The following is a 21131-nucleotide window of genomic DNA, read 5'->3' as shown; positions in this document are numbered from 1 at the left end:
GACCGCGGCGCCCGGCGGAAAGGCCTCAAAGGGCTCCGGATTGTTTCAGCTCCAGATATTCGTCCGCCAGGGCCTCCGGCAGTCTTTCCGGAGCCGCCGCGACGACCGCGATCCCGGTGCGCCGCAGCGATTCCTGGACCAGCGCGTGTTCGGCCAGCACGGATTCGGCCGCGGCCGCGGCGTAGAGGTCGGACAGGTCGTCGCGCCGGCTGGCCGCCGCGGCGACATCGGGGTCGGTCACCGAGACGATGAGCACGCGGTGCCGTTGCGCCAGGACCGGCAGCACGGGCAACAGGTTCTCCTCCACCGCGGCGCCGTCCAAGCTGGTGAACCAGACGACCAGGCTGCGCCGGCGAGTGCGCTGAATGGCCGCTCGCACCAGTCCGGCGCTGTCGGTGTCGACGAGGGCGGGAGTGATTCCGGCCATCGCGTGCATCAACTTCAGCTGGAGACCCTTTCCGCCGACACCTCGGACCTCGGCGCGCACTCGGCGGTCGAAGGCGAGCAGGTCGACCGAATCCCCCGCGGCGGCGGCGAGACCGCCGAGCAGCAGGGCCGCCTCGATGCTCGCGTCCAAGCGCGTACCGTCGCCGGCCCGGCCCGCGCTGACCCGGCCGGTGTCCAGCAGCATCAGCACGTGCCGGTTGCGCTCCGGCCGCCAGGTGCGGACCAGAACGTCGGTGGCGCGGGCGGTGGCGCGCCAGTCGATCGCGCGCACGTCGTCACCGGCGACGTACTCGCGGAACGAGTCGAATTCGGTGCCCTGCCCGCGCAGGTTGGCCAGATTGCGGCCGTCGAGATGCTGCAACCTTTTGACTTTCGACCGCAGCAGCCGTTCGGCGCGGAACGCGGGCAGCGCCCGCACCCGGGCGGGCACGTCCCGCCTCGTCTGCCTGCCCGCCAGTCCGAGCGGGCCGAGCAGCCGCACCGTGATCCGGCCCGCGACCCGATCGCCGCGGTAGGTGGGCGTGAGCGTGGTGCGGAAACGGACCTTGGTACCAGAGGCGAGATCCAGCACGTGCGCGCGGTTCTCGGCGCGTGCGCTGTCGGGCCAGTCGTCCCACACCGTCCCGCGCAGCCTGCGGGCTCCGGTGTTGACCGCGACGAGTTCCACCTCGGCGGAGCGGCCGAGCCGCACCGTGGTCAGTGCCTCGCGGGACAGCGACAGGTCGCGCGCCCGCCCCACCGCGCCGAGATCGATGAGCAGCCCGGCGGCCAGGACGCAGGTCACCACGACCACGCCGACCACCGAGGGCAGGACCAGGGTGACGAACAGCGCCGCCACGCCTGCCGCGGCGGCCAGCCGACCGGTGACGACCATCGGCTACACCGGGACCGGGACCGACAGCAGCAGCGACGACAGCACGGCTTCGGTGGTCACACCGTCCAGTTCGGCCTCCGGGCGCAGGTGCAGGCGGTGCCGCAGCACGGCGACGGCGACGGTCTTCACATCGTCCGGCGTGACGAACCCGCGCCCGTTGAGCCAGGCGAACGCGCGGGCGGCCGCCATCAGGGCGGTCGCGCCACGGGTCGACGCGCCGTGCTGTACGGCGGGCGAGGTGCGGGTGGCCCGGCACACGTCGACGGTGTAGGCGAGCACCTCGGGGCTGATCGTGGTCTGCGCGATCGCGGTGCGGGCGGCGGCGATGTGCGCCGGGCCCGCGACCGGACGCAGTCCCGCGGCGGTGAGGTCGCGCGGATCGAAACCCGAGGCGTGGCGTTGCAGGATGCGGAACTCGTCGTCGCGTCCAGGCAGGTGGATGTCCACCTTGAACAGGAACCGATCCAGCTGCGCCTCCGGCAGCGGATAGGTGCCCTCCTGTTCGATCGGATTCTGAGTGGCGACGACGACGAACGGATCGGGCAGCGGCCGTGGTTTTCCGTCCACCGAGACCTGGCGCTCCTCCATCGACTCGAGCAGGGCCGACTGGGTCTTCGGCGGCGTGCGGTTGATCTCGTCGGCGAGCAGCAGGTTGGTGAAAACCGGGCCGTGCCGGAAGGTGAACTCGGCGGAGTGCGGATCGTAGATCTGTGACCCGGTGACGTCGCCGGGCATCAGGTCGGGGGTGAACTGCACCCGCGCGTGCTCCAGGTCCAGCGCCGTGGCCAGCGCCCGCACCAGCAGCGTCTTGGCCACCCCCGGCACGCCTTCGAGCAGGACGTGGCCGCGGCACAGCAGCGCGAGCACCAGGTACATGACCGCGTTGTCGTTGCCGACCACCGCCTTGCCGATCTCGGCGCGCAGAGCGTGGAACGCGGCGCTCGCCTGCTCGGCTGTCGGGGCGGTCTCGGTGCTGGTCATTCCATCTCCTGTGGTTCGCGGGCGTTCCCGCGGGCGGTGAGCCGGGCGAGGATCGGGCGAGGGCTTCTCATCCGACCTCCGATTCGATCCATTCGAGCTGAGCGGCGACCACCCGGAGGGTCTCGGGATCGGGAACCGGGCCGAACAGGGCGGCGCCGATCTGGGCCGGGTCGGCGCCGACGCGCGCGGCGATCACGGCGACGATCCGGTCCGGCGGGGTGTCGGCCGTGATGCCGAGCGGGGTGCGGATGCGGCGCAGCGCGGCCGCTCGCAGCTTCCCGGCGACGTGATCGTGATCCTTCGAGCGGCGATACAGCGCGGCCTGGCCGCCGAGCAGTTCGTTCGCGGCCACTTCGACGGGGCGGGGTTCACGCACCAGAGCGCCCCGTCTGCGGGCACGCCACCACACCACCAGCGCGGCGGCGATCAGGAACTGCACGCCGCCGTAGAAGACCGGTGCGGGCAACCGGTCCCAGATCGCGTCGTCACCCGCCCCGAAGCCGGGGCGGTCCGGCGGAGGGACGTCGGGCAGATCCGGCGGCGGGTGCGGCGGCGGGGCGGTGGGGGCGATCGGCGCGCCGCAGGACTGCGCGACGCCGTAGACCAGCAGCAACAACGCGGCTGTCGCGGCGAGCACCGCCCAGAACCTGGGTTCGCGCAACAGGTTCGGCAGCGGCGGCAGTTTTCGCCTGGTGCGCGGCGTCTGCTCGACCGCCCCGATCTCGACCGGTTCCGGTGCGGGGGGCGGCGCGGACCCGGAGAACCGGTCGGCGTATTCCAGCCTGCGGTATTCGTCCTCGGTGGCGCGGCGTCCGCCGTAGACCACCTCGTCGAAGCTTCGTGCGGCGGGCTGGAACTCGGTGGCGGCCTCGAGCGGTAACGCGGTCGTCACGTCGTCGGCGGTCTCCCGCGCGGTGCGCGACCGCCGGACCTCCAGCACACCGCCTTGTTCCAGGCCGCGCAGCACGGCGCGGAAACGTTCTCGCAGGGCGCGGTCGAAATCCCGCTGCGCGGCGGCTGTTTCGGCGGCGGCGCGATGATCGGCGGCGGCGCCGAGCCGCGGGATGCCGGGCGCGGGGTCGGCCGTTCGCGGCTCCACCGGCACGGGATCGCTCATCGCGCCTCCCGCCGGGGAATGCGAATGTCCAAACCCTCTCTCCGGCAGCGGCGATCGATGTAGCACACCACCCGCGACGAAGCCTCGACCACTTCGCCGAATGCCGTCAGCAGCAACACCGCCGACGTGGTCAGCACGATCACCGGCCACCGATGGGTGCCGGAGAAGTCCGAGACGAACAGCGGGATGCCGAGCAGTGGGATGGCGAGCAGCGTGAACAGGGCCCGCTGGGCGATCCAGAGCCCGGTGGTCGGCCACTCCGCGCCTTCGGCGAGCAGTTTCGCGCGCGCGACGCCGTCGCGATGCGACGTGCGTTCGACGAACAGCACCGGCACCGCGACCCAGCGGCGGGCGCGCAGCCGGCCCAGCCAGATCGCCGCGAGCGGCAGCGTCACGATCAGCAGACCGCCCACCGCGAGTACGCCGACGCCCACCATGGTGAACAGCAGTTGGAAGACCAGCAACGGACCGAGCGTCCCACCGAATCGGCGCAGCGCGGTCCGCAGGCCGATCGGGGCTCCGTCGACGGTCGCGAGCCCCAGGGCCACGGTCGTGCCACGTAACGCGAACCGCAGCAGCCATGCGCAGGCGGCGGTGGAGAGGATCGCCGCCCACGCGGTGCCGGGGTCGGAGCCGTCGGTGAGCGCGGAGGCGCCCGCGGTCACCGCGACGACCACGGCCTCGGCGAGCAGCAAGCCCGTCACGCTCAACCCGGCCAGGGCGCGGATGTTCGCCTGGATCAGCGCGAACGGCACATCGAGCAGTTCGCGGAAACTCAGCGGTCGGATCGGCACCGTCGTTCCAGGAGACCCCGGTACCGGATCTGTTCCCGCCCCGACGGCGCCGGCCGGTTCGGCGGCTGGCAGCACGGGCCGAGTCTAACCGTCAGCGCCGCAGTAAGCGGTCCACCACGTGTCGGTAGCGAACGGGATCGATGGGCGGGAGACCGAGCAGCGCGCGCAGGTACACGCCGTCGCCGACCAGCCGGATGAGGTCGGCCTGAACCGGGTCGGCGACCTCCTCGTCCAGGCCGTCCGACCAGGAATTCATCAGGTCCACCAGCGCCTGCTGCACCTCGTCCGGCTCGGGCGTGGCGTCGATGGTGCGCATGGTCGCGAGCAGGGACCGGTAGAGCTCCAGCTCCACCGCCTCCGCCTCGACCGCCGGGTTCGGCGTCTGCAGGTACCACTCGGCTACCGAGCCGCCTTTGGCGACCGAGTTGTCCAACTGCTGGCTCGCACGGTCGGCCAGTCTGCGCACCAAGCCCGCGAGCAGCGCGTCCTTGCTCTTGAAGTGATAGAGCAAGCCGCCTTTGGAGACGCCCGCGGTGGCCGCGACGTTCTCCAGAGTCACGTGCGACATGCCTTTTTCCAGGAGCAAGGTCTCGAGCGCATCCAGGATTCGATCGCGGGTGTCTGCCGTCACCGGGCTGACTATACCGTCCGGACGGTTATGTGAGTACTATACCGTCTGGACGGTAAGAAAATGAACGACGGAAGTCGAGAAAGTCATGACCACCCAGACCGCGCAACCCACCGAACGATCGACCAACGCCCCACTTCGAGCGGGGACACGCGAGTGGGTGGGGTTGTCCGTGCTGGCGCTCGCGCTACTGCTGCTTGCCGTCGACGCGACGGTGCTCGATCTGGCCGTGCCCGCGATCAGCGCCGATCTCGCGCCGACCACGCCGCAACTGCTGTGGATCATCGACGTCTACTCGTTCGTGCTCGCCGGACTGCTCGTCGTCATGGGCAACCTGGGCGACCGGATCGGGCGGCGCAAGTTGCTGCTGCTCGGCGCGGCTGGATTCGGTGTCGCCTCGATACTCGCGGCGTGGTCCCTGACGCCGGGAATGCTCATCGCGGCGCGCGTACTGCAGGGTGTCGCCGGTGCGACACTGATGCCCGCGACGCTGGCACTGATCAGGTCGATGTTCCTCGATCCGCGGCAGCGGACCGTCGCGATCGCGGTGTGGAGCGCGATGGCGGGTGGTGGCGCCGCGGCGGGACCGCTGCTGGGCGGCTGGCTGCTGGAGCACTACTGGTGGGGTTCGGTCTTCCTGGTGAACCTGCCGGTCATGCTGGTGCTGATCGGGCTCGGTCCGCTGCTGATCCCGGAGTCGCGTGACCCCCGGCCCGGTCGTTTCGACCTGCTCAGCGCCGTGCTGTCGATGCTCGCGCTGGTGCCGGTGGTGTACGCGGTGAAGGAATTCGCGGCGCACGGCCCGAGTGTCCGGACCACGGTGATCAGCCTGATCGGCCTGCTTGCCGGGGTGTGGTTCGTGCGCAGGCAGCGACGACTGGAGCAACCGATGCTGGACCTGGCGCTGTTCGCGCTGCCGAAGTTCCGCACGGCGGTGCTGACCAATCTGCTCGCGGTGTTCGCGCTGGCCGGTGTGCTCTTCTTCGGCTCGCAGTACCTCCAGTTGGTGCTGGGACGCTCCCCATTGCAAGCGGGATTGCTGCTGCTGCCCGGTTTGTCGGCCGGGATGATCGCCTCGCTCGCCGCGGCCTGGTTGGTGCGGCGGCTGCGGCCGGGCACGGTGCTGGGCGGCGCGCTGATCACGGCGGCGGTGGGCGCGGCGCTGTTCGGCCTGCTCGGCCCCGACGCGGCCACCAGTACGACGCCGTTCGTGCTGGGTTTCCTGTTCATCGGGGCAGGCGTGGGCGTCGCGCTCACCGTGTCCTCCGACCTGGTGGTCGGCTCGGCGCCGCCGGAGCGCGCGGGCGCGGCCGCCGCCGTGTCGGAGACCGCGTACGAGACGGGCGTCGCGCTGGGCGTCGCGATCCTCGGCAGCGTGGTCATGGCGATCTTCCGCAACGGTCTCGATCCGACGCACGTGCCGAGCGACCGGATGGCCGCCGCCTCGGAATCCCTGGGCGCAGCAACGGCTTTCGCACGTGAATTGCCGGAGGCCGCCGGGCACGCGTTCCTCGCCTCGGTGCACGAGTCCTTCGTCTCGGGCATCCACTTCGCGGCCCTCGGCACCACCGCGATCTTGTTGATCGCGGCCGCGGTGGCGTTCCGGTTGCGCCGAGCGCGCGGGTGATTTCGCGCGACTGTGTGCGGCGAGCCCCCCGAAGACGCCCTCGGGGGTTCGCCGCGCGGCATCGCTTCGGACGGACTGCGGTGCCGATCAACCGGGCGTCGCGGTCGTGCGCGGGATGCGCTGTGCGCATTGATCCTCGGACCTTGGCCCCGGGTGCGTCCGCACCTCCGGAGCCGGGTAGTCGCTGAGATCGGCACGCACAACATTTAGTTGTAGATCACCGCAGGTTTGGTTGTTTGATCACACCTCCGCGCCTTGCTTTGATCCATGGCGATCAACAGTGAGTTGCGCGATCGAGAGGTGCGAAGCTTGGTGACCGGACGATCCCTCGGTCGGCAGTTCGGATGGTTGTGGGCGGCCTACGCGGTCAGCGCCTACGGGTCGGGTCTGGGGTTCGGTGCGTTGCCGCTGATCGCCGTGCTGGTGCTGCACGCAGGCCCCGGACAGGTGTCCGCGTTGTCGGCGGTGGGGCCCGCGGTAGGGGCGTTGATCGCGTTGTCCCTCGGGCCGTGGGTGGAATATCGCCGCAAGCGACCGGTGATGATCGCGATGGACCTCACCCGGTTCGCGGTCATGATGACGATCCCCATCGCCTATGCCTTCGGCCGACTCGGTTTCGTCCAGCTGCTGGTCGTCTCGGCCGTGGTCGCCGCGGCCAAGATCGCCTTCAACGCGGCGAGCGGCGCCTATCTCAAAGCCCTTGTGCGGCCGGAGGATCTGCTCGTGGCCAACGCGCGATTCGAGTCGACGACGTGGAGTTCCACCGCCGTGGGTCCGCCGCTGGGCGGGGCGGCGATCGGTTTGTCCGGGCCGGTTACCACCGTGGTGGCCGACGCGCTGAGTTACCTGCTCTCCGCGCTGGCGGTCACCGCGATTCGCGGCAGGGAAGAACCCCCGCGGCGGACCGGCAAGCCCCAGCTGCGGGCCGGTGAGTTGCTCGAAGGCTGGCGGTACCTGCTGGCTCATCCGGGATTACGGGCGCTTTACCTCAACCAGCTGCTCGTCGGCGGACTGATCATGGCCACCGAGCCGCTGTTGGCCGTACTACTGCTCCGCGAGCTCGAATTCCCACCCTGGCAGTACGGGCTCGCCTTCGCCGCCCCCTGCGTCGGCGGACTCATCGGCTCGCGCCTTGCCGGCCATGTCGTGGAGCGATACGGCAGGCACCGGGTCCTCCGCACCGTCGGCGCGCTGCGCGCGATCTGGCTGATCGGCCTCGCATTCGTCCAACCCGGTGTCGGGGGTCTCGCGGCGGTGATCGCTGTCGAGCTCGCGATCATCATCAGCATGAGCCTGTACAACCCGGTACTGGCCACCTATCGACTCGAGCACACACCCGAAGACCGCGTCGCCCGCACCCTGTCGGCCTGGTCCATCAGCAGCAGCGCTTCCATCGCAGTGCTCAGCGCGCTCGGCGGACTGCTCGCCGACGTGACCAGCCCGCGCACGGCTATCACGGTCGCGGGACTGCTGATCCTCGCCAGCCCGCTGCTGCTACCCCGTCGCCAGGATTCCGCACCCGCACCCGACCTTGCGGTGGCGACAACCCTTCAATCACAAACGGCAAGCGTTTCGCAGGAAGCCAGGCACAATTCATGACTGTCACCGCACTCGACCCGTCCAGCGCGCTGGTCCTCGTCGACTTGCAGAACGCCCTCATCGACGCGCCGACCGTCCCCTATACCGGTCGAGAAGTGGTCGCCCGGGCGGTCGAGCTGGCCCGCGCTTTCCACGAGCACAACGCCCGGGTCGTCCTGGTGCGGGTGACGGCCCGTGCGGACGGAGCGGATGCCGCTCCAGGTCGCAGCGACATCTCGAGCCCACCAGGTGCGTTGCCCGACGGCTGGGATGTCATCGTCGACGACCTCGCCGGTCACCCGGACGACATCACGGTGACCAAGCGCACTTGGGGTGCTTTCCACGGAACCGACCTAGATCTGCAACTGCGCCGCCGCCGCGTCACACAGATCGTGCTGGCCGGGCTCACCACCAGCATCGGCGTGGAGTCGACCGCTCGCGCCGCCTTCGAACACGGCTACCACGTCACGCTCGCGACGGATGCCATGGCCGATCTGAACGTGGAGGCGCACCGCAACAGCATCGATCGGATCTTTCCCCTCCTCGGCGAAACCGGTTGCACCGCCGAGATCGTCGAAACGCTTGCCATGACCCGCGACTGACCCCGGCAGAAGGTGGATCCGGCCTCGGTGGTGGCGCCGGTCGCAGCTCAGCTCGTCCCGATGCGAGGTCGGGCCGTGTCCGGCGATCGAGTGGGGAGCCGGGGCGCGCGGACAGCGGGCGGTAGCGAGGAGCGTCAGGCCGGGCGGCCGAGCCGGGTCGGCGCGAGACGGCCGCGAAGGGTGACGGATTCACCGAGTCTCCAGTGTTCGGCTTCGGACTCGGCGGACGCCGCGACGGTTGCGCCGGAGGCGAGCAGCAGGCCCTGTTGCTTGGCGAGTTCGCACAGGCGAGCGGCTTCGTTGACGGCGTCGCCGATGACGGTGAACTCGTAGCGCTGATGCGCGCCGACATTGCCCGCGACCACCCGGCCCGCGGCCACGCCGATGGCCGCCGCGAAATCGGTCGCGGTGCTGTCGAGCCGAGCCCGGATCGCGCGGGCGGTGGCCAGCGCCGCGCCCGGGGCGTCGGCCAGCGGAGCGGGCGTGCCGAAGACGGCCAGGGCCGCGTCACCCTCGAACTTGTTGACCAGCCCGCCGTGGCGCTCCACCTCGTCCACCACGATGCCGAAGAACCGATTGAGAATGGCGACCATCTCCGGCGCGGGGATGGTCGCGGCCATGGTCGTCGAGCCGACGATGTCGATGAACAGGGCCGCGGCGTCGGTTTCCACACCGCCGAGCGCCGGGTCGCCCGCCAACGCGGCCGCGGCGACCTCGCGCCCGACATGCCTGCCGAACAGGTCCCTGATCTGCTCGCGCTCGCGCAGTCCCTCCACCATGTGGTTGAAACCGCTCTGCAGCTCACCGAGCTCGGTGCCGTCGTAGACGGCCAGCGCGACATCGAGGTCGCCGTCCTCCACCTGACGCATCGCGCGGCGCACGCCGAGGATGGGCGCGACGGTCGCGGCCAAGGTTTGCGTCATCAGCAGGAGACCGAAGACCAGTGTCGCGCCGCCGAGCGACAGCACGCAGACCGCCAGTCGCGCCTTGGTGACGTCATCTATCGTGAGCGCCAGCACCGCGAGCACCATCATTCCGGCCACCGGCACGCCGGAGCCGACCACCCAGACGACGAGCGAGCGTCCGAAGACGCCGATGCCGCGGCGCCGACCGGAATCCGCGGCTTCCAGCACCCTGGCGGTGACGGGCCGCAGCGCGAACTCGATGATCAGGTAGCTGTTCGCGCACACCACGATGGCGCTGATCGCGATGCCGAAGGCCGCCTTCGGGATCAGTTGCGGTTCGGCCAGCCCGTACAGCGTGGTCAGCAGCACGAGCCCGCCGAACCACAGCAGCGCTTGGTCGCGCACAAGCCTGCGCGGCACCGCCGTGGCCGCGGCCATTTCCTCCTCGGTCGGCACGCGGTCGGGATCGGTGGCCCATCGCAGCGCGCGCAATTCGCGGGCGGTGCCCCACCACAGGCCGAGTAACAGCGCGCAGGTCGCGTACAGCGGTGCGGCGAGTACGTCGAGCAGCAGGAGATCCCGGGTGAACACCGATGGGCCCGGCAAGACGAAGCCGACCAGGACGATCGACACGACCATGCCCGTCAGATTGCCCAACAGCGTGGGCACGGTGAGCAACAGCTGGACGCGGATACGACGTAGCCCCGACGACTCCTCGGCGGACCCGAGCAATCGCGACCCCCACGGCGCCGCGGCGAGCGTCACCTCCCTGTGTTGCATGGGTGCAGCGTAAGCCGCGGAGCGACCCAGCGCCGCAGGTCGCACTCGGCCGGATCCGGCGCCGGGTGGGCCGTGGGTGGCAGTGGTGCGGTCAGCGACCCGGCGGCAATTCGCGGCGGCCGGGCTCGGGGAGTTCGGGGCGGTGGTGGCCCGGCAGTTCGTCACGGTGGGCGCCGGTGGGCAGACCGTAGCCCGCGGCGCCGGTGGGCGGAAGCGAGGAATAGCGCGGGGCGTGCGGCGCGGAGTACGCGGCGTCCACGACGGTGGCGGCGACGTGCTGGGCGTGCGCGATCTCGGGCGCGTCGGGCGGCAACTGGTAGCCGACCGCCTGCGGATGCGAGGTCTGGCCGTCGACGGTGACCTTGCGGGTGCGCCGCAGCGTGAAGGTGATCTCCTCGACCTCCTCGAACGCCTGCCGCGCTGTGCGCAACGGATGCGTGGCCGTATCGATCGCGTTGGCGACGAAGGAAGGAACGAGCGGCCGGATGAAACGCGCCGCGGTGTCGGTGAACGGGACCGTGCCGATCAGCGGCAGCTCGAGACCGCCGCCGCTCGGTGCCGTCGGTGCGGATGCGGCGGCGGGCACCTGCGGGTGCACGCCGGTGGGCGCGGGTAGGTTCGGCGTCGCCTCGTCGGGCATGGCGCTGTCCTTTCGGTCGTCCGCCGTGGCGGCGGGAAGTTCGGGGCGGCGCGGCGGCTCGGTGATGCCGATCTCGATGCCGCCGATGGCCGCGATGATGCGGGTGCGCTGCCGCTCCCGGTCGATGGCCGTGTCCGCCTCGACGGCGAGGCGAGCGGCGGTGAGCTGTTGCTCGGCGCGCAGGGTCTCGGCCTCGGCGCGTACCTCGGCCTGCTTGACCGCGATCACCGCGTCGGCTTCCCGCTCGGCGCGGTCGTGCACGGTGCGCGCCGCGTTGTGCCGGTCGAACGAGGTCTCGCCACGCCACCAGCGCAGCACCAGCGGCAGCAGCGCGAAGGCGACGAACGCCAGGATGGTGAGAATGCGCAGCGGCAGCGCGTCGTGCACGGTGTAGTCGTTCATCGCCTGCCAGCGCGCGCCGAGCCCACGGTCGGCGTCGGCGAAGGCGGCGGTGCGCGCGGCCGACAGGGCGGCCTGGTCGGCGTCGATCCGGCGATCGGCCGCGTCCACTCGGTCCTGCGCGGTGGCGAGATGCTTGCGGGCGTCGTCGAGCATGGCGTTGGCCGTCTGCGCTTCCGGCCCACGGCCCGGCACGCCGGTGATCCTGGTCCGCGGGCACTCCGGGCTCGGATTGAATTCGCAGCGTGCGATCACCAGGGCGTGGTCGATATCGTTCTGGGCCATCGCGATCGCCTGTTCGAGCGCGGCCCGGTCGGCTTTCGCCCGGTCCAGTTCCGCCTGCGCCGCGACGACCCGCGGCGCGGAATCGAGCGAGCGCTGCGCCTTCTCCGCCAGCACCCGGTCGACGGACCCGCTGAACAGCACGATCGCGGCCAGTTCCGCGAGCAGCCCACCGGCCAGCAGGGCGACCGCGATGCGCGCGATCAGCCCGAGCCGATCCGGTCCGCCGCTCGGCCGCGCCGTGGCCAGTGCCCTGGCGAGCGCGCCGGTGAGCGCGGCGACCGCGATGCCCGAGGCCAGCGCGGCCGACCACGGCCACGCCGAGGCCGCGGCCAGGGCGGCGACCACACCGGAGATCGTGGCGAACAACAGCACCACAGCACCGGTGACGGCGTATCCGGCACGCTCGTGACGATCGCTGATCGCGCTGGGCCGGCCGCCGCCGAGCCAGGTGAACAAGCCGGTGACGGTCATCGGAATGCACATCCTCTACGTCCCAGGCGCTTTCACGGGCGCGACGAAACTGTCACGGATTCGTTGTGACAGCGTGACAGGCTCGCCCGGGGCGCAGCGAGCAGGGACGGCCGGATGTGGCCAGGCTCACAGATCATCCGGCGTAGCGCGGAGCGCGGCCGGTTCGTTCCCCTACGCTGGCGCGGTGCTTCGTATCCGGGGTGGGCGATTCCAGGAGGTCACAACATGCGCGGAGTCTGGTTGACCCTCTTGGCGGCGGCGCTTCTGATGTGGCCGGTCAGCGCGGGCGCCGCTCCGGCCGACCGGTCGCTCGACCGGCTGGTCGCCCTCGTGGTCGAGCGCTTGGACACCGCCGACGCGGTGGCCGCCGCGAAGTGGTCGACCGCGGGTGCGCGCGGCATCGAGCCGACCATCGACGATCCGGTCCGTGAGGCGGAGGTCTACGAGGTCATGGTCCGGCTCGGCCACGACCGTGAGCTGTCGGAAAACTGGGTGCGGCAGGTTTTCCTCGGGCAGATCGAGGCCAACAAGACGGTGCAGCGGGGGCTGATGACGAGGTGGCGCTTCGACCCGGCTGCGGCGCCCACCGCGCCGGTGGGGCTCGACTCGGTGCGCCCGGTCATCGACCGGGTGAACGTCGAGATCCTGGATCAGCTCGCCGGGCACCGAGCGGAGCTGGCCGCGCCGGATTGCGCGGAACAGTTGGCGCGCAGCGTCTTCGGCGTGGTCGTCGCGGACCGCGCCGATGTCCTGCACCGAGCGGCGCTGGTGCGGGCCGCCGTGTCGCTCTGCCCGGCGTAGGCCGCGGCCGGGCCCGCCGGGCGACCCCGCGCGGAAAGATGTGTCCAACACCACTTCCCGATATTTGCTGGATATGTGCTGAATCCCACAATGGGCAAAAGAGTCCGGACGGTCGGATCATATTCATTGCTTGTCACGCAGCTGTCGGAAATCTCTCATCGGTCACAGCGCCGAGTTAGCCGCCGCCACTTGGTTTGCCGGGCATCCAGCGGGGGAAATCCATTTCGACGCAGGTGAGGGCGGTTTCCGGGTCTTGTGAGGAAGGTCTCGGGTAGGTGTCGCGCGTCGGTTTTCCCAGCTGGCACCGGGTGCCATGGGTATCGATCGCATGGCGCTCGCTGCTTTACACTGGACGACGCGCACACGTGGAGGACCCAATGCAGAAGCCCAGCTAAACCTGGTTATTAGCGCAACCTAAGTTGGTTGGGCCCTGGACCTGACTTATCGTTTGCTCTTACGCCGAACACAGAACGTTCGGCTACCTCGCCCGCTCGGGCAGCCCTAGCCAGGTGCTCAGCGTAGCGGTCGAGCACCCGCTCGGAGGTAAGGATCTTGTTAGGGATCCGTTACCGAAGGGCACCCACTACGTCACAGAAGCGGGTGGAAAAAACTGCAGACCTGACTGCACGCCGAAGACCATCAGCGCGGCTGGCTTCGGAACGTACGGGCGCAGTCTTGTACGGAGGCGTTCGACGAAAGGCCGTTTTCTTCGAAGGCCGACTTTCTTGAAGGCAGAGGCATGACGCAACTTCCTGGCCACCGGTCACCTGGACCCATCGGGCTCTACGACCCGGCGAACGAGCACGACGCCTGCGGCGTCGCATTCGTCGTCGACATGCACGGCCGCCGCAGCCGCGACATCGTCGACAAGGCTATTACGGCTCTGTTGAACCTGGAGCACCGTGGTGCCGCGGGCGCCGAGCCCAACAGCGGGGACGGTGCGGGCATCCTGATCCAGGTCCCGGACCGCTTCTTCCGCGCCATCGTGGACTTCGAGTTGCCGCCGGAGGGTTCCTACGCCACCGGTATCGCCTTCCTGCCGCAGGCCCGCCGCGAAGCCGCGCGCGCCGCCTACGGCGTGGAGAAGATCGTCAAGGAAGAGGGCCTCGAGGTCCTCGGCTGGCGCGAGGTGCCGATCGACGAGTCGTCGCTGGGCGCGCTGGCGCGCGACGCCATGCCGAGCTTCCGGCAGATCTTCATCGCATCGCCGAAGAACGCCTCCGATCCGCTGTCGGATATGGATCTGGAGCGTCGGGCCTACGTGGTGCGCAAGCGCGTCGAGCGTGAGCTCGGGTCGGCCGGAGCCGGTGAGGGTCCGGTCGGCAGGGAGTCGGTCTACTTCCCGAGCCTGTCGGGGCAGACCTTCGTCTACAAGGGCATGTTCACCACGCCGCAGCTGCGCGCGTTCTACCTGGATCTGCAGGACTCCCGGGTGGAGAGCGCCCTCGGCATCGTGCACTCCCGGTTCTCCACCAACACCTTCCCGTCCTGGCCGCTGGCGCACCCGTTCCGCCGGGTGGCGCACAACGGTGAGATCAACACCGTCACCGGCAACGAGAACTGGATGCGCGCCCGCGAGGCGCTGCTGCGCAGCGACGTCTTCGGCGTCGACTCGGCGGGCAAGAACCGGCTGGAGAAGATCTTCCCCGTCTGTACCCCGGGGGCGAGCGACACCGCCCGGTTCGACGAGGTGCTGGAACTGCTGCACCTCGGCGGCCGCAGCTTGCCCCACGCCGTGCTGATGATGATTCCCGAGGCCTGGGAACGCAACGAGAACATGAACCCGCAGCAGCGGGCCTTCTACGAGTACCACTCGATGCTGATGGAGCCGTGGGACGGCCCCGCGTCGGTGTGCTTCACCGACGGCACCGTCGTCGGCGCCGTGCTCGACCGCAACGGCCTGCGGCCGAGCCGCATCTGGGTGACCGACGACGGCCTGGTCGTGATGGCCTCCGAGGTCGGTGTCCTGGACATCGACCCGTCCAAGGTGGTCAAGAAGGCGCGCTTGCAGCCGGGCCGCATGTTCCTGGTCGACACCGCCCAGGGCCGCATCGTCGGTGACGAAGAGGTCAAGTCCCTGCTCGCCGCCGAGCAGCCCTACCAGGAGTGGCTGGACGCGGGCGTCTCCCGCCTGGCCGACCTGCCCGACCGCCCGCACGTGCACATGTCGCACGACCGCGTGCTGATCCGCCAGCAGATCTTCGGATACACCACCGAGGAGCTCAACCTGCTGATCTCGCCGATGGCCAAGACCGGAGGCGAAGCGCTCGGCTCGATGGGCACCGACACCCCGATCGCGGTGCTCTCGGCCCGTCCGCGCCTGCTGTTCGACTACTTCTCCCAGCTGTTCGCGCAGGTCACCAACCCGCCGCTGGACGCGATCCGGGAAGAGGTGGTCACCAGCCTCAAGCGCAACATCGGCCCGGAGGCCGACCTGCTGCATCCGGGACCGGAGTCCTGCAACATGATCGCGCTCGAGCAGCCGATCCTGGACAACGACGAGCTGGCCAAGCTCGTGCACATCAACGACGACGGATCGCACCCCGAGCTGCGCTCGGTGGTCGTGCGCGGCCTGTATCCCGTGAAGAAGGGCGGCAAGGGGCTGCGCAGGGCGCTGGAGGCGATCAACACCCAGGTGTCGGCCGCCATCGACGGCGGCGCGCGGATCATCGTGCTGTCCGACCGCGAGTCCAACGAGAAGCTGGCGCCGATCCCCTCGCTGCTGCTGACCTCGTCGGTGCACCACCACCTGGTACGCGAGCGCACCCGCACCAAGGTCGGCCTGGTCGTGGAGGCCGGGGACGCCCGCGAGGTGCACCACATGGCCACCCTGGTCGGCTTCGGCGCCGCCGCGATCAACCCCTACATGGCCTTCGAGAGCATCGAGGACATGCTCGAGCGCGGCGCGCTCGAGGTACCGGGCAGCACCGGCGACCTGGCCGCCGACTACCGCAAGGCGGTCGCGAACTACAACAAGGCCGCGGGCAAGGGTGTGCTGAAGGTGATGTCCAAGATGGGCATCTCCACGCTGGCCTCCTACAACGGCGCCCAGCTGTTCCAGGTGATCGGCCTGTCGCAGGACCTGGTGGACGAGTACTTCACCGGCCTGCGGTCGCACTTGGACGGCATCGGCCTGGACGAGATCGCCGACGACGTCGCGCAGCGGCACCGCATCGCGTTCCTGGAGAACCGCAACGAGCGCGCGCACCGCGAGCTCGAGGTCGGCGGCGAGTACCAGTGGCGGCGCGAGGGCGAATACCACCTGTTCAACCCGGACACGGTGTTCAAACTGCAGCACGCCACCCGGTCCGGCCAGTACTCGATCTTCAAGGAGTACACCAAGCTGGTCGACGACCAGTCCGAGCGGCTGGCATCGCTGCGCGGTCTGTTCAAGTTCAAGCACAACGCGCGTTCCCCGATCTCCATCGACGAGGTCGAGCCGGTATCGGCGATCGTGAAGCGGTTCTCCACCGGCGCGATGAGCTACGGCTCCATCTCGGCGGAGGCGCACGAAACCCTGGCGATCGCGATGAACCGTCTCGGCGGCCGGTCGAACTCGGGCGAGGGCGGCGAGTCTCCGGCGCGCTTCGAGCCGGAGGAGAACGGCGACTGGCGGCGCAGCGCGATCAAGCAGGTGGCCTCCGGCCGCTTCGGCGTGACCGCGCACTACCTGACCAACTGCACCGACATCCAGATCAAGATGGCGCAGGGCGCGAAGCCCGGTGAGGGCGGACAGCTTCCGGCGCACAAGGTGTACCCGTGGGTCGCCGAGGTGCGGCACTCGACGCCGGGCGTCGGCCTGATCTCGCCGCCGCCACACCACGACATCTACTCGATCGAGGATCTGGCGCAGCTGATCCACGACCTGAAGAACGCGAACCCGCAGGCGCGCATCCACGTGAAGCTGGTCGCCGAGCCGGGCGTCGGCACCGTCGCGGCGGGCGTCTCCAAGGCGCACGCCGATGTCGTGCTGATCTCGGGCCACGACGGCGGCACCGGCGCTTCGCCGCTGACCTCGCTGAAGCACGCGGGCGGCCCCTGGGAGCTCGGCTTGGCCGAGACCCAGCAGACGCTGCTGCTCAACGGGCTGCGTGACCGCATCGTCGTGCAGGTCGACGGCCAGATGAAGACCGGCCGCGACGTGATGATCGCCGCGCTGCTCGGCGCCGAGGAGTACGGCTTCGCCACCGCACCGCTGGTGGTGTCGGGCTGCATCATGATGCGCGTCTGTCACCTGGACACCTGCCCGGTCGGCGTCGCGACGCAGAACCCGGTGCTGCGCGAGCGGTTCACCGGCAAGCCGGAATTCGTCGAGAACTTCTTCCGGTTCATCGCCGAGGAGGTCAGGGAACTGCTGGCGCAGCTGGGCTTCCGCTCGCTGGACGAGGCGATCGGCCGGGTGGACCTGCTCGACACCTCGCGCGCCAAGCAGCACTGGAAGGCCAGCAAGCTGGACCTCTCGCCGATCCTGGACGACGTCGAGACGGCGTTCATGTACCAGGACCGCCGCTGCACCAAGGCGCAGGACCATGGCCTGGACAAGGCGCTGGACCAGCAGCTGATCGTGCAGAGCCGCGACGCGCTCGAGCGCGGTCAGGCGGTGAAATTCGAGACCAAGATCACGAACGTGAACCGCACGGTCGGCACCATGCTCGGCCACGAGGTGACCAAGCTCTATGGTGGCGCGGGCCTGCCCGACGACACCATCGACATCACCTTCACCGGGTCGGCGGGCAACAGCTTCGGCGCCTTCGTGCCCGCAGGCATCACGCTGCGTGTACAGGGTGACGCGAACGACTATGTCGGCAAGGGTCTTTCCGGCGGCCGCCTGGTGGTGCGCCCGTCGCTGAACGCGCCCGGCGAGTTCGTCGCCGAGCAGAACATCATCGCGGGCAACGTGATCCTGTTCGGCGCCACCAGCGGCCAGGTCTTCCTCAGCGGTGTGGTCGGCGAGCGGTTCGCCGTGCGCAACTCCGGCGCCACCGCGGTGGTCGAGGGCGTCGGCGACCACGGCTGCGAGTACATGACCGGCGGCCGGGTGGTCATCCTGGGTGAGACCGGACGCAACTTCGGCGCCGGTATGTCCGGCGGCGTGGCGTTCGTCTTCGACCCGGACGGCACCTTCGCGTCCAAGCTCAACCCCGAGCAGGCCGACGCCGTCGAGCAGCTGGCCGGTGACGATTTCACCTGGCTGCACGACATCATCACCCAGCACCGTGACCAGACCGGTTCCCCGGTGGCCGAGCGCATCCTCAGCGACTGGTCGCAGCAGGTGAACCACTTCGTGAAGGTCATGCCGCGCGAATACAAAAAGGTTTTGCTCGCCATCTCCGAAGCTGAGAAGAGCGGCAAGGACGTGGACGAGGCGATTATGGAGGCCGCTCGTGGCTGACCCCCAGGGTTTTCTGAAGCACACCGCACGCGAACTGCCCAAGCGGCGCCCGGTGCCGCTGCGCCTGATGGACTGGAAAGAGGTCTACGAGGAGAACTTCTCCCACCAGACCTTGCGGACCCAGGCCAGCCGGTGCATGGACTGCGGTATCCCCTTCTGCCACAACGGCTGCCCGCTGGGGAACCTGATCCCCGAGTGGAACGACCTGGTCTACAAGGACCGCTGGCGCGAAGGCATCGACCGGCTGCACGCGACCAACAACTTCCCGGAGTTCACCGGGCGGTTGTGTCCCGCGCCGTGCGAGGCGTCCTGCGTGCTCGGCATCAACCAGGATCCGGTCACGATCAAGCAGGTCGAGGTCGAGATCATCGAGAACGCCTTCGACGAGGGCTGGGTGACCCCGGTCTACCCGACTCGCCTCACCGGCAAGAAGGTCGCCGTCGTCGGTTCCGGTCCGGCCGGTCTGGCCGCGGCGCAGCAGCTGACGCGCGCCGGGCACACCGTGACCGTGTTCGAGCGGGCCGACCGCATCGGCGGTCTGCTGCGCTACGGCATCCCGGAATTCAAGATGGAGAAGCGCTTCATCGATCGCCGTCTCGCGCAGATGGAGGCCGAGGGCACCATCTTCAAGACCGGTGTGAACGTGGGCGTCGACATCACCGCCGAGCAGTTGCGTGAGCAGTACGACGCGATCGTGCTGGCCGGCGGCGCCACGCTGGCGCGTGACCTGCCGATCCCGGGCCGGGATCTGGACGGCATCCACCAGGCCATGGAGTTCCTGCCCTGGGCCAACCGGGTGCAGCTCGGCGACGACGTCACCGACGAAGCGGGCCTGCCGCCCATCCACGCCAAGGACAAGAAGGTCGTCATCATCGGCGGTGGCGACACCGGAGCCGACTGCCTCGGCACCTCGCACCGGCAGGGCGCGGCCAGCATCCACCAGTTCGAGATCATGCCGCGTCCCCCGGAGGAGCGGGCCGCGTCCACCCCGTGGCCGACCTACCCGCTGATGTACCGGGTCTCCTCGGCGCACGAGGAGGGCGGCGAGCGAGTGTTCTCGGTGAACACCGAGCGCTTCGTCGGCGCGGACGGCAAGGTGACCGGCCTGGAGGCGCACGAGGTCAAGATGGTCAACGGCCGGTTCGAGAAGGTGGAGGGCACCGACTTCACGCTCGAGGCCGACCTGGTGCTGCTGGCCATGGGCTTCGTCGGCCCCGAGAAGCCGGGCCTGCTCAGTGATCTCGGCGTCGGCTACGACCAGCGCGGCAACGTGCAGCGCGACAAGAACTGGGCGACCAACGTTCCCGGCGTCTTCGTCGCGGGTGACATGGGTCGCGGCCAGTCGCTCATCGTCTGGGCCATCGCCGAAGGCCGCGCCGCGGCCGCGGGCGTGGACCGGTACCTGGAAGGCGAGACCGCCCTTCCGGCGCCGATCACCCCCACCATGGTGGCTCAGCGCTAGGTCCCCTCTCTTACCGGAGCGGAAACGAAAGGCGCCTGTGGACAACTCGTCCACAGGCGCCTTTTCGCGTGCGATTTTCCGGCTTCGAGTCGCCCCGGCAACGGAAATCCGACACACTACGGGGTTCGAATGGCATTGCGGCGGGCGTGGCCTTATTGTGATCTCCGGCGTACTGCTGATCTTGGGATGTGGTTGCGAGTGCACCTCATCCGGTCGAGTGACTTCTGTTCACCCGGCGTGCACTGGAACGACATCCGGTGCGTTCAGCATTGACGCGGCAACTCGGCGGGAAGTCGACGAGGGCGAGGTTTGGAGCGGTATGCAGTGGAAGAAGGTCGTCGCGGCTCTGGGTGCGTCCGCGACCGTGATGTCCGGATTGGTTCTCGGTAGCGGTTCGGCGAACGCCGCCCCCGGCTGCCCGAGCCTGTATGTGGTGGCGATCCCGGGTACCTGGGAGACCGGGCACGAAAAGAACCCGCAGCCAGGCATGCTGTCCGGCGTCACCCGTGGCCTACCGTCCTCCGCGGAGGTCGACTACGTGACCTATGCCGCGACCGCCTTCCCGTGGGAGGGCGAGGTTTACGGCAACTCCAAGAAGGAAGCGGTCGACAACGCGCGTGGCCTGATCGCGAACATGGCGCAGCAGTGCGGTGCGACCAAGATCGCTCTGGTCGGCTACAGCCAGGGCGCGGACGCCGCCGGTGACCTCGCCGCCGAGATCGGCACCGGCCTCGGTGTCGTGTCGCCCGACCGCATCGCCGGTGTGGGCCTGATCTCCGATCCGCGTCGTTCGCCCACCGACATCCAAATCGGCCCGGTCGCGCCGGGAGCTGGCGCCGGTGGTCCCCGTGTCGGCGGCTTCGGCTGGATCAGTGACCGCACCCGCACCATCTGCGCGCTCGACGACCTCTACTGCGCCACCGCGACCGAGGACTTCGTCACACGGTTCGCCGGTTTCCTCGCCCAGGCGTCGGACGCCAATCCGGCCAACATGTGGCGCTACCAGATCGAGGCGGGCAACATCCTCGGCGATCTGATGAGTTCGGGCGGTGTCCCGGTCCTGCAGGCGCAGCTGACCGACTCGGCCAACGAGCAGCGAGTCAAGGACCTGGAGCGTTTCTACAAGTCGCAGGCGCATACCCTGTACGGCAGCTACCCGGTGGGTGGCGGCCAGACGGCCATCTCCTGGATGCACAACTGGCTCGCGGGCATGGCCTGACCTGGCACCGAAACCAAAGGGCCCACCTCCGCACGGCGGATTCTAGGGATCGTTGCAACACGTGGTCGTTTGGTTCAGGCCGCAAGTAGTCTATGCAGGCGCTCGGCTGGGGTTTCCCAGCCGAGCGTT

Annotated in this window: 14 protein-coding genes; 7 read left to right on the top strand and 7 right to left on the bottom strand. The window is 69.5% G+C overall.

Annotated elements, in window-relative coordinates; genetic code table 11:
* Positions 1-25 precede the first annotated feature (25 nt).
* The 5 genes from ACWEO7_RS09005 to ACWEO7_RS08985 form a co-directional block, all read right to left on the bottom strand.
* Complete coding sequence (locus tag ACWEO7_RS09005) at positions 26-1321, bottom strand: DUF58 domain-containing protein (protein ID WP_452422086.1); 1296 nt, start codon at positions 1319-1321, stop codon at positions 26-28.
* Positions 1322-1324: 3 nt separating this feature from the next.
* Positions 1325-2302, bottom strand: a complete 978-nt coding sequence (locus ACWEO7_RS09000) for an AAA family ATPase (RefSeq protein WP_452422084.1) — start codon at positions 2300-2302, stop codon at positions 1325-1327.
* A 67-nt stretch (positions 2303-2369) separates the two neighbouring features.
* Positions 2370-3419, bottom strand: a complete 1050-nt coding sequence (locus ACWEO7_RS08995) for a DUF4129 domain-containing protein (protein ID WP_452422082.1) — start codon at positions 3417-3419, stop codon at positions 2370-2372.
* Positions 3416-4213, bottom strand: coding sequence for a hypothetical protein (locus tag ACWEO7_RS08990; protein WP_452422080.1), 798 nt, complete (start codon positions 4211-4213; stop codon positions 3416-3418). Before ACWEO7_RS08990 ends, ACWEO7_RS08995 begins: the two co-directional genes overlap by 4 nt.
* 91 nt (positions 4214-4304) lie before the next feature.
* Positions 4305-4844 carry a TetR/AcrR family transcriptional regulator gene (locus ACWEO7_RS08985; RefSeq protein ID WP_452422078.1) on the bottom strand — a complete coding sequence of 180 codons (540 nt, stop codon included), beginning with the start codon at positions 4842-4844 and terminating at the stop codon, positions 4305-4307.
* A gap of 85 nt (positions 4845-4929) precedes the next feature.
* On the opposite strand from ACWEO7_RS08985, the gene ACWEO7_RS08980 reads away from it, so the two are divergent.
* The 3 genes from ACWEO7_RS08980 (at position 4930) to ACWEO7_RS08970 (ending at position 8648) form a co-directional block, all read left to right on the top strand.
* A complete protein-coding gene (locus tag ACWEO7_RS08980) occupies positions 4930-6468 on the top strand; it encodes an MFS transporter (protein WP_452422076.1) in 1539 nt (512 codons plus the stop codon).
* Between the two features lie 267 nt (positions 6469-6735).
* Positions 6736-8067, top strand: coding sequence for an MFS transporter (locus tag ACWEO7_RS08975; RefSeq protein WP_452422074.1), 1332 nt, complete (start codon positions 6736-6738; stop codon positions 8065-8067).
* Positions 8064-8648 carry an isochorismatase family protein gene (locus tag ACWEO7_RS08970; RefSeq protein ID WP_452422072.1) on the top strand — a complete coding sequence of 195 codons (585 nt, stop codon included), beginning with the start codon at positions 8064-8066 and terminating at the stop codon, positions 8646-8648. Before ACWEO7_RS08975 ends, ACWEO7_RS08970 begins: the two co-directional genes overlap by 4 nt.
* Before the next feature lie 134 nt (positions 8649-8782).
* Here the strand turns inward: ACWEO7_RS08970 and ACWEO7_RS08965 are convergent, their stop codons facing one another.
* Positions 8783-10333 (bottom strand): adenylate/guanylate cyclase domain-containing protein, encoded by a 1551-nt coding sequence (locus tag ACWEO7_RS08965; protein ID WP_452422070.1) that lies wholly within the window; start codon positions 10331-10333, stop codon positions 8783-8785.
* A 91-nt stretch (positions 10334-10424) separates the two neighbouring features.
* Positions 10425-12128, bottom strand: a complete 1704-nt coding sequence (locus ACWEO7_RS08960; RefSeq protein WP_452422068.1) for a DUF4407 domain-containing protein — start codon at positions 12126-12128, stop codon at positions 10425-10427.
* 225 nt (positions 12129-12353) lie between these two features.
* Between ACWEO7_RS08960 and aroQ the strand changes: the two genes are divergently transcribed.
* The 4 genes from aroQ to ACWEO7_RS08940 all read left to right on the top strand — a co-directional run bounded on the left by aroQ (position 12354) and on the right by ACWEO7_RS08940 (position 21002).
* Positions 12354-12929, top strand: a complete 576-nt coding sequence (gene aroQ, locus ACWEO7_RS08955; RefSeq protein ID WP_452422066.1) for a gamma subclass chorismate mutase AroQ — start codon at positions 12354-12356, stop codon at positions 12927-12929.
* 739 nt (positions 12930-13668) lie between these two features.
* Positions 13669-18321 carry a glutamate synthase large subunit gene (gltB, locus tag ACWEO7_RS08950; RefSeq protein ID WP_452422064.1) on the top strand — a complete coding sequence of 1551 codons (4653 nt, stop codon included), beginning with the start codon at positions 13669-13671 and terminating at the stop codon, positions 18319-18321.
* On the top strand, positions 18314-19783 hold the full coding sequence (locus ACWEO7_RS08945; RefSeq protein WP_452422062.1) for a glutamate synthase subunit beta: 1470 nt from the start codon (positions 18314-18316) through the stop codon (positions 19781-19783). Before gltB ends, ACWEO7_RS08945 begins: the two co-directional genes overlap by 8 nt.
* Before the next feature lie 319 nt (positions 19784-20102).
* Positions 20103-21002, top strand: coding sequence for a cutinase family protein (locus ACWEO7_RS08940; RefSeq protein ID WP_452422060.1), 900 nt, complete (start codon positions 20103-20105; stop codon positions 21000-21002).
* Positions 21003-21131: the final 129 nt, after the last annotated feature.

The sequence above is a fragment of the Nocardia sp. NPDC004260 genome (assembly GCF_053603155.1).
This window is presented reverse-complemented; position numbering and strand designations above follow the sequence as displayed.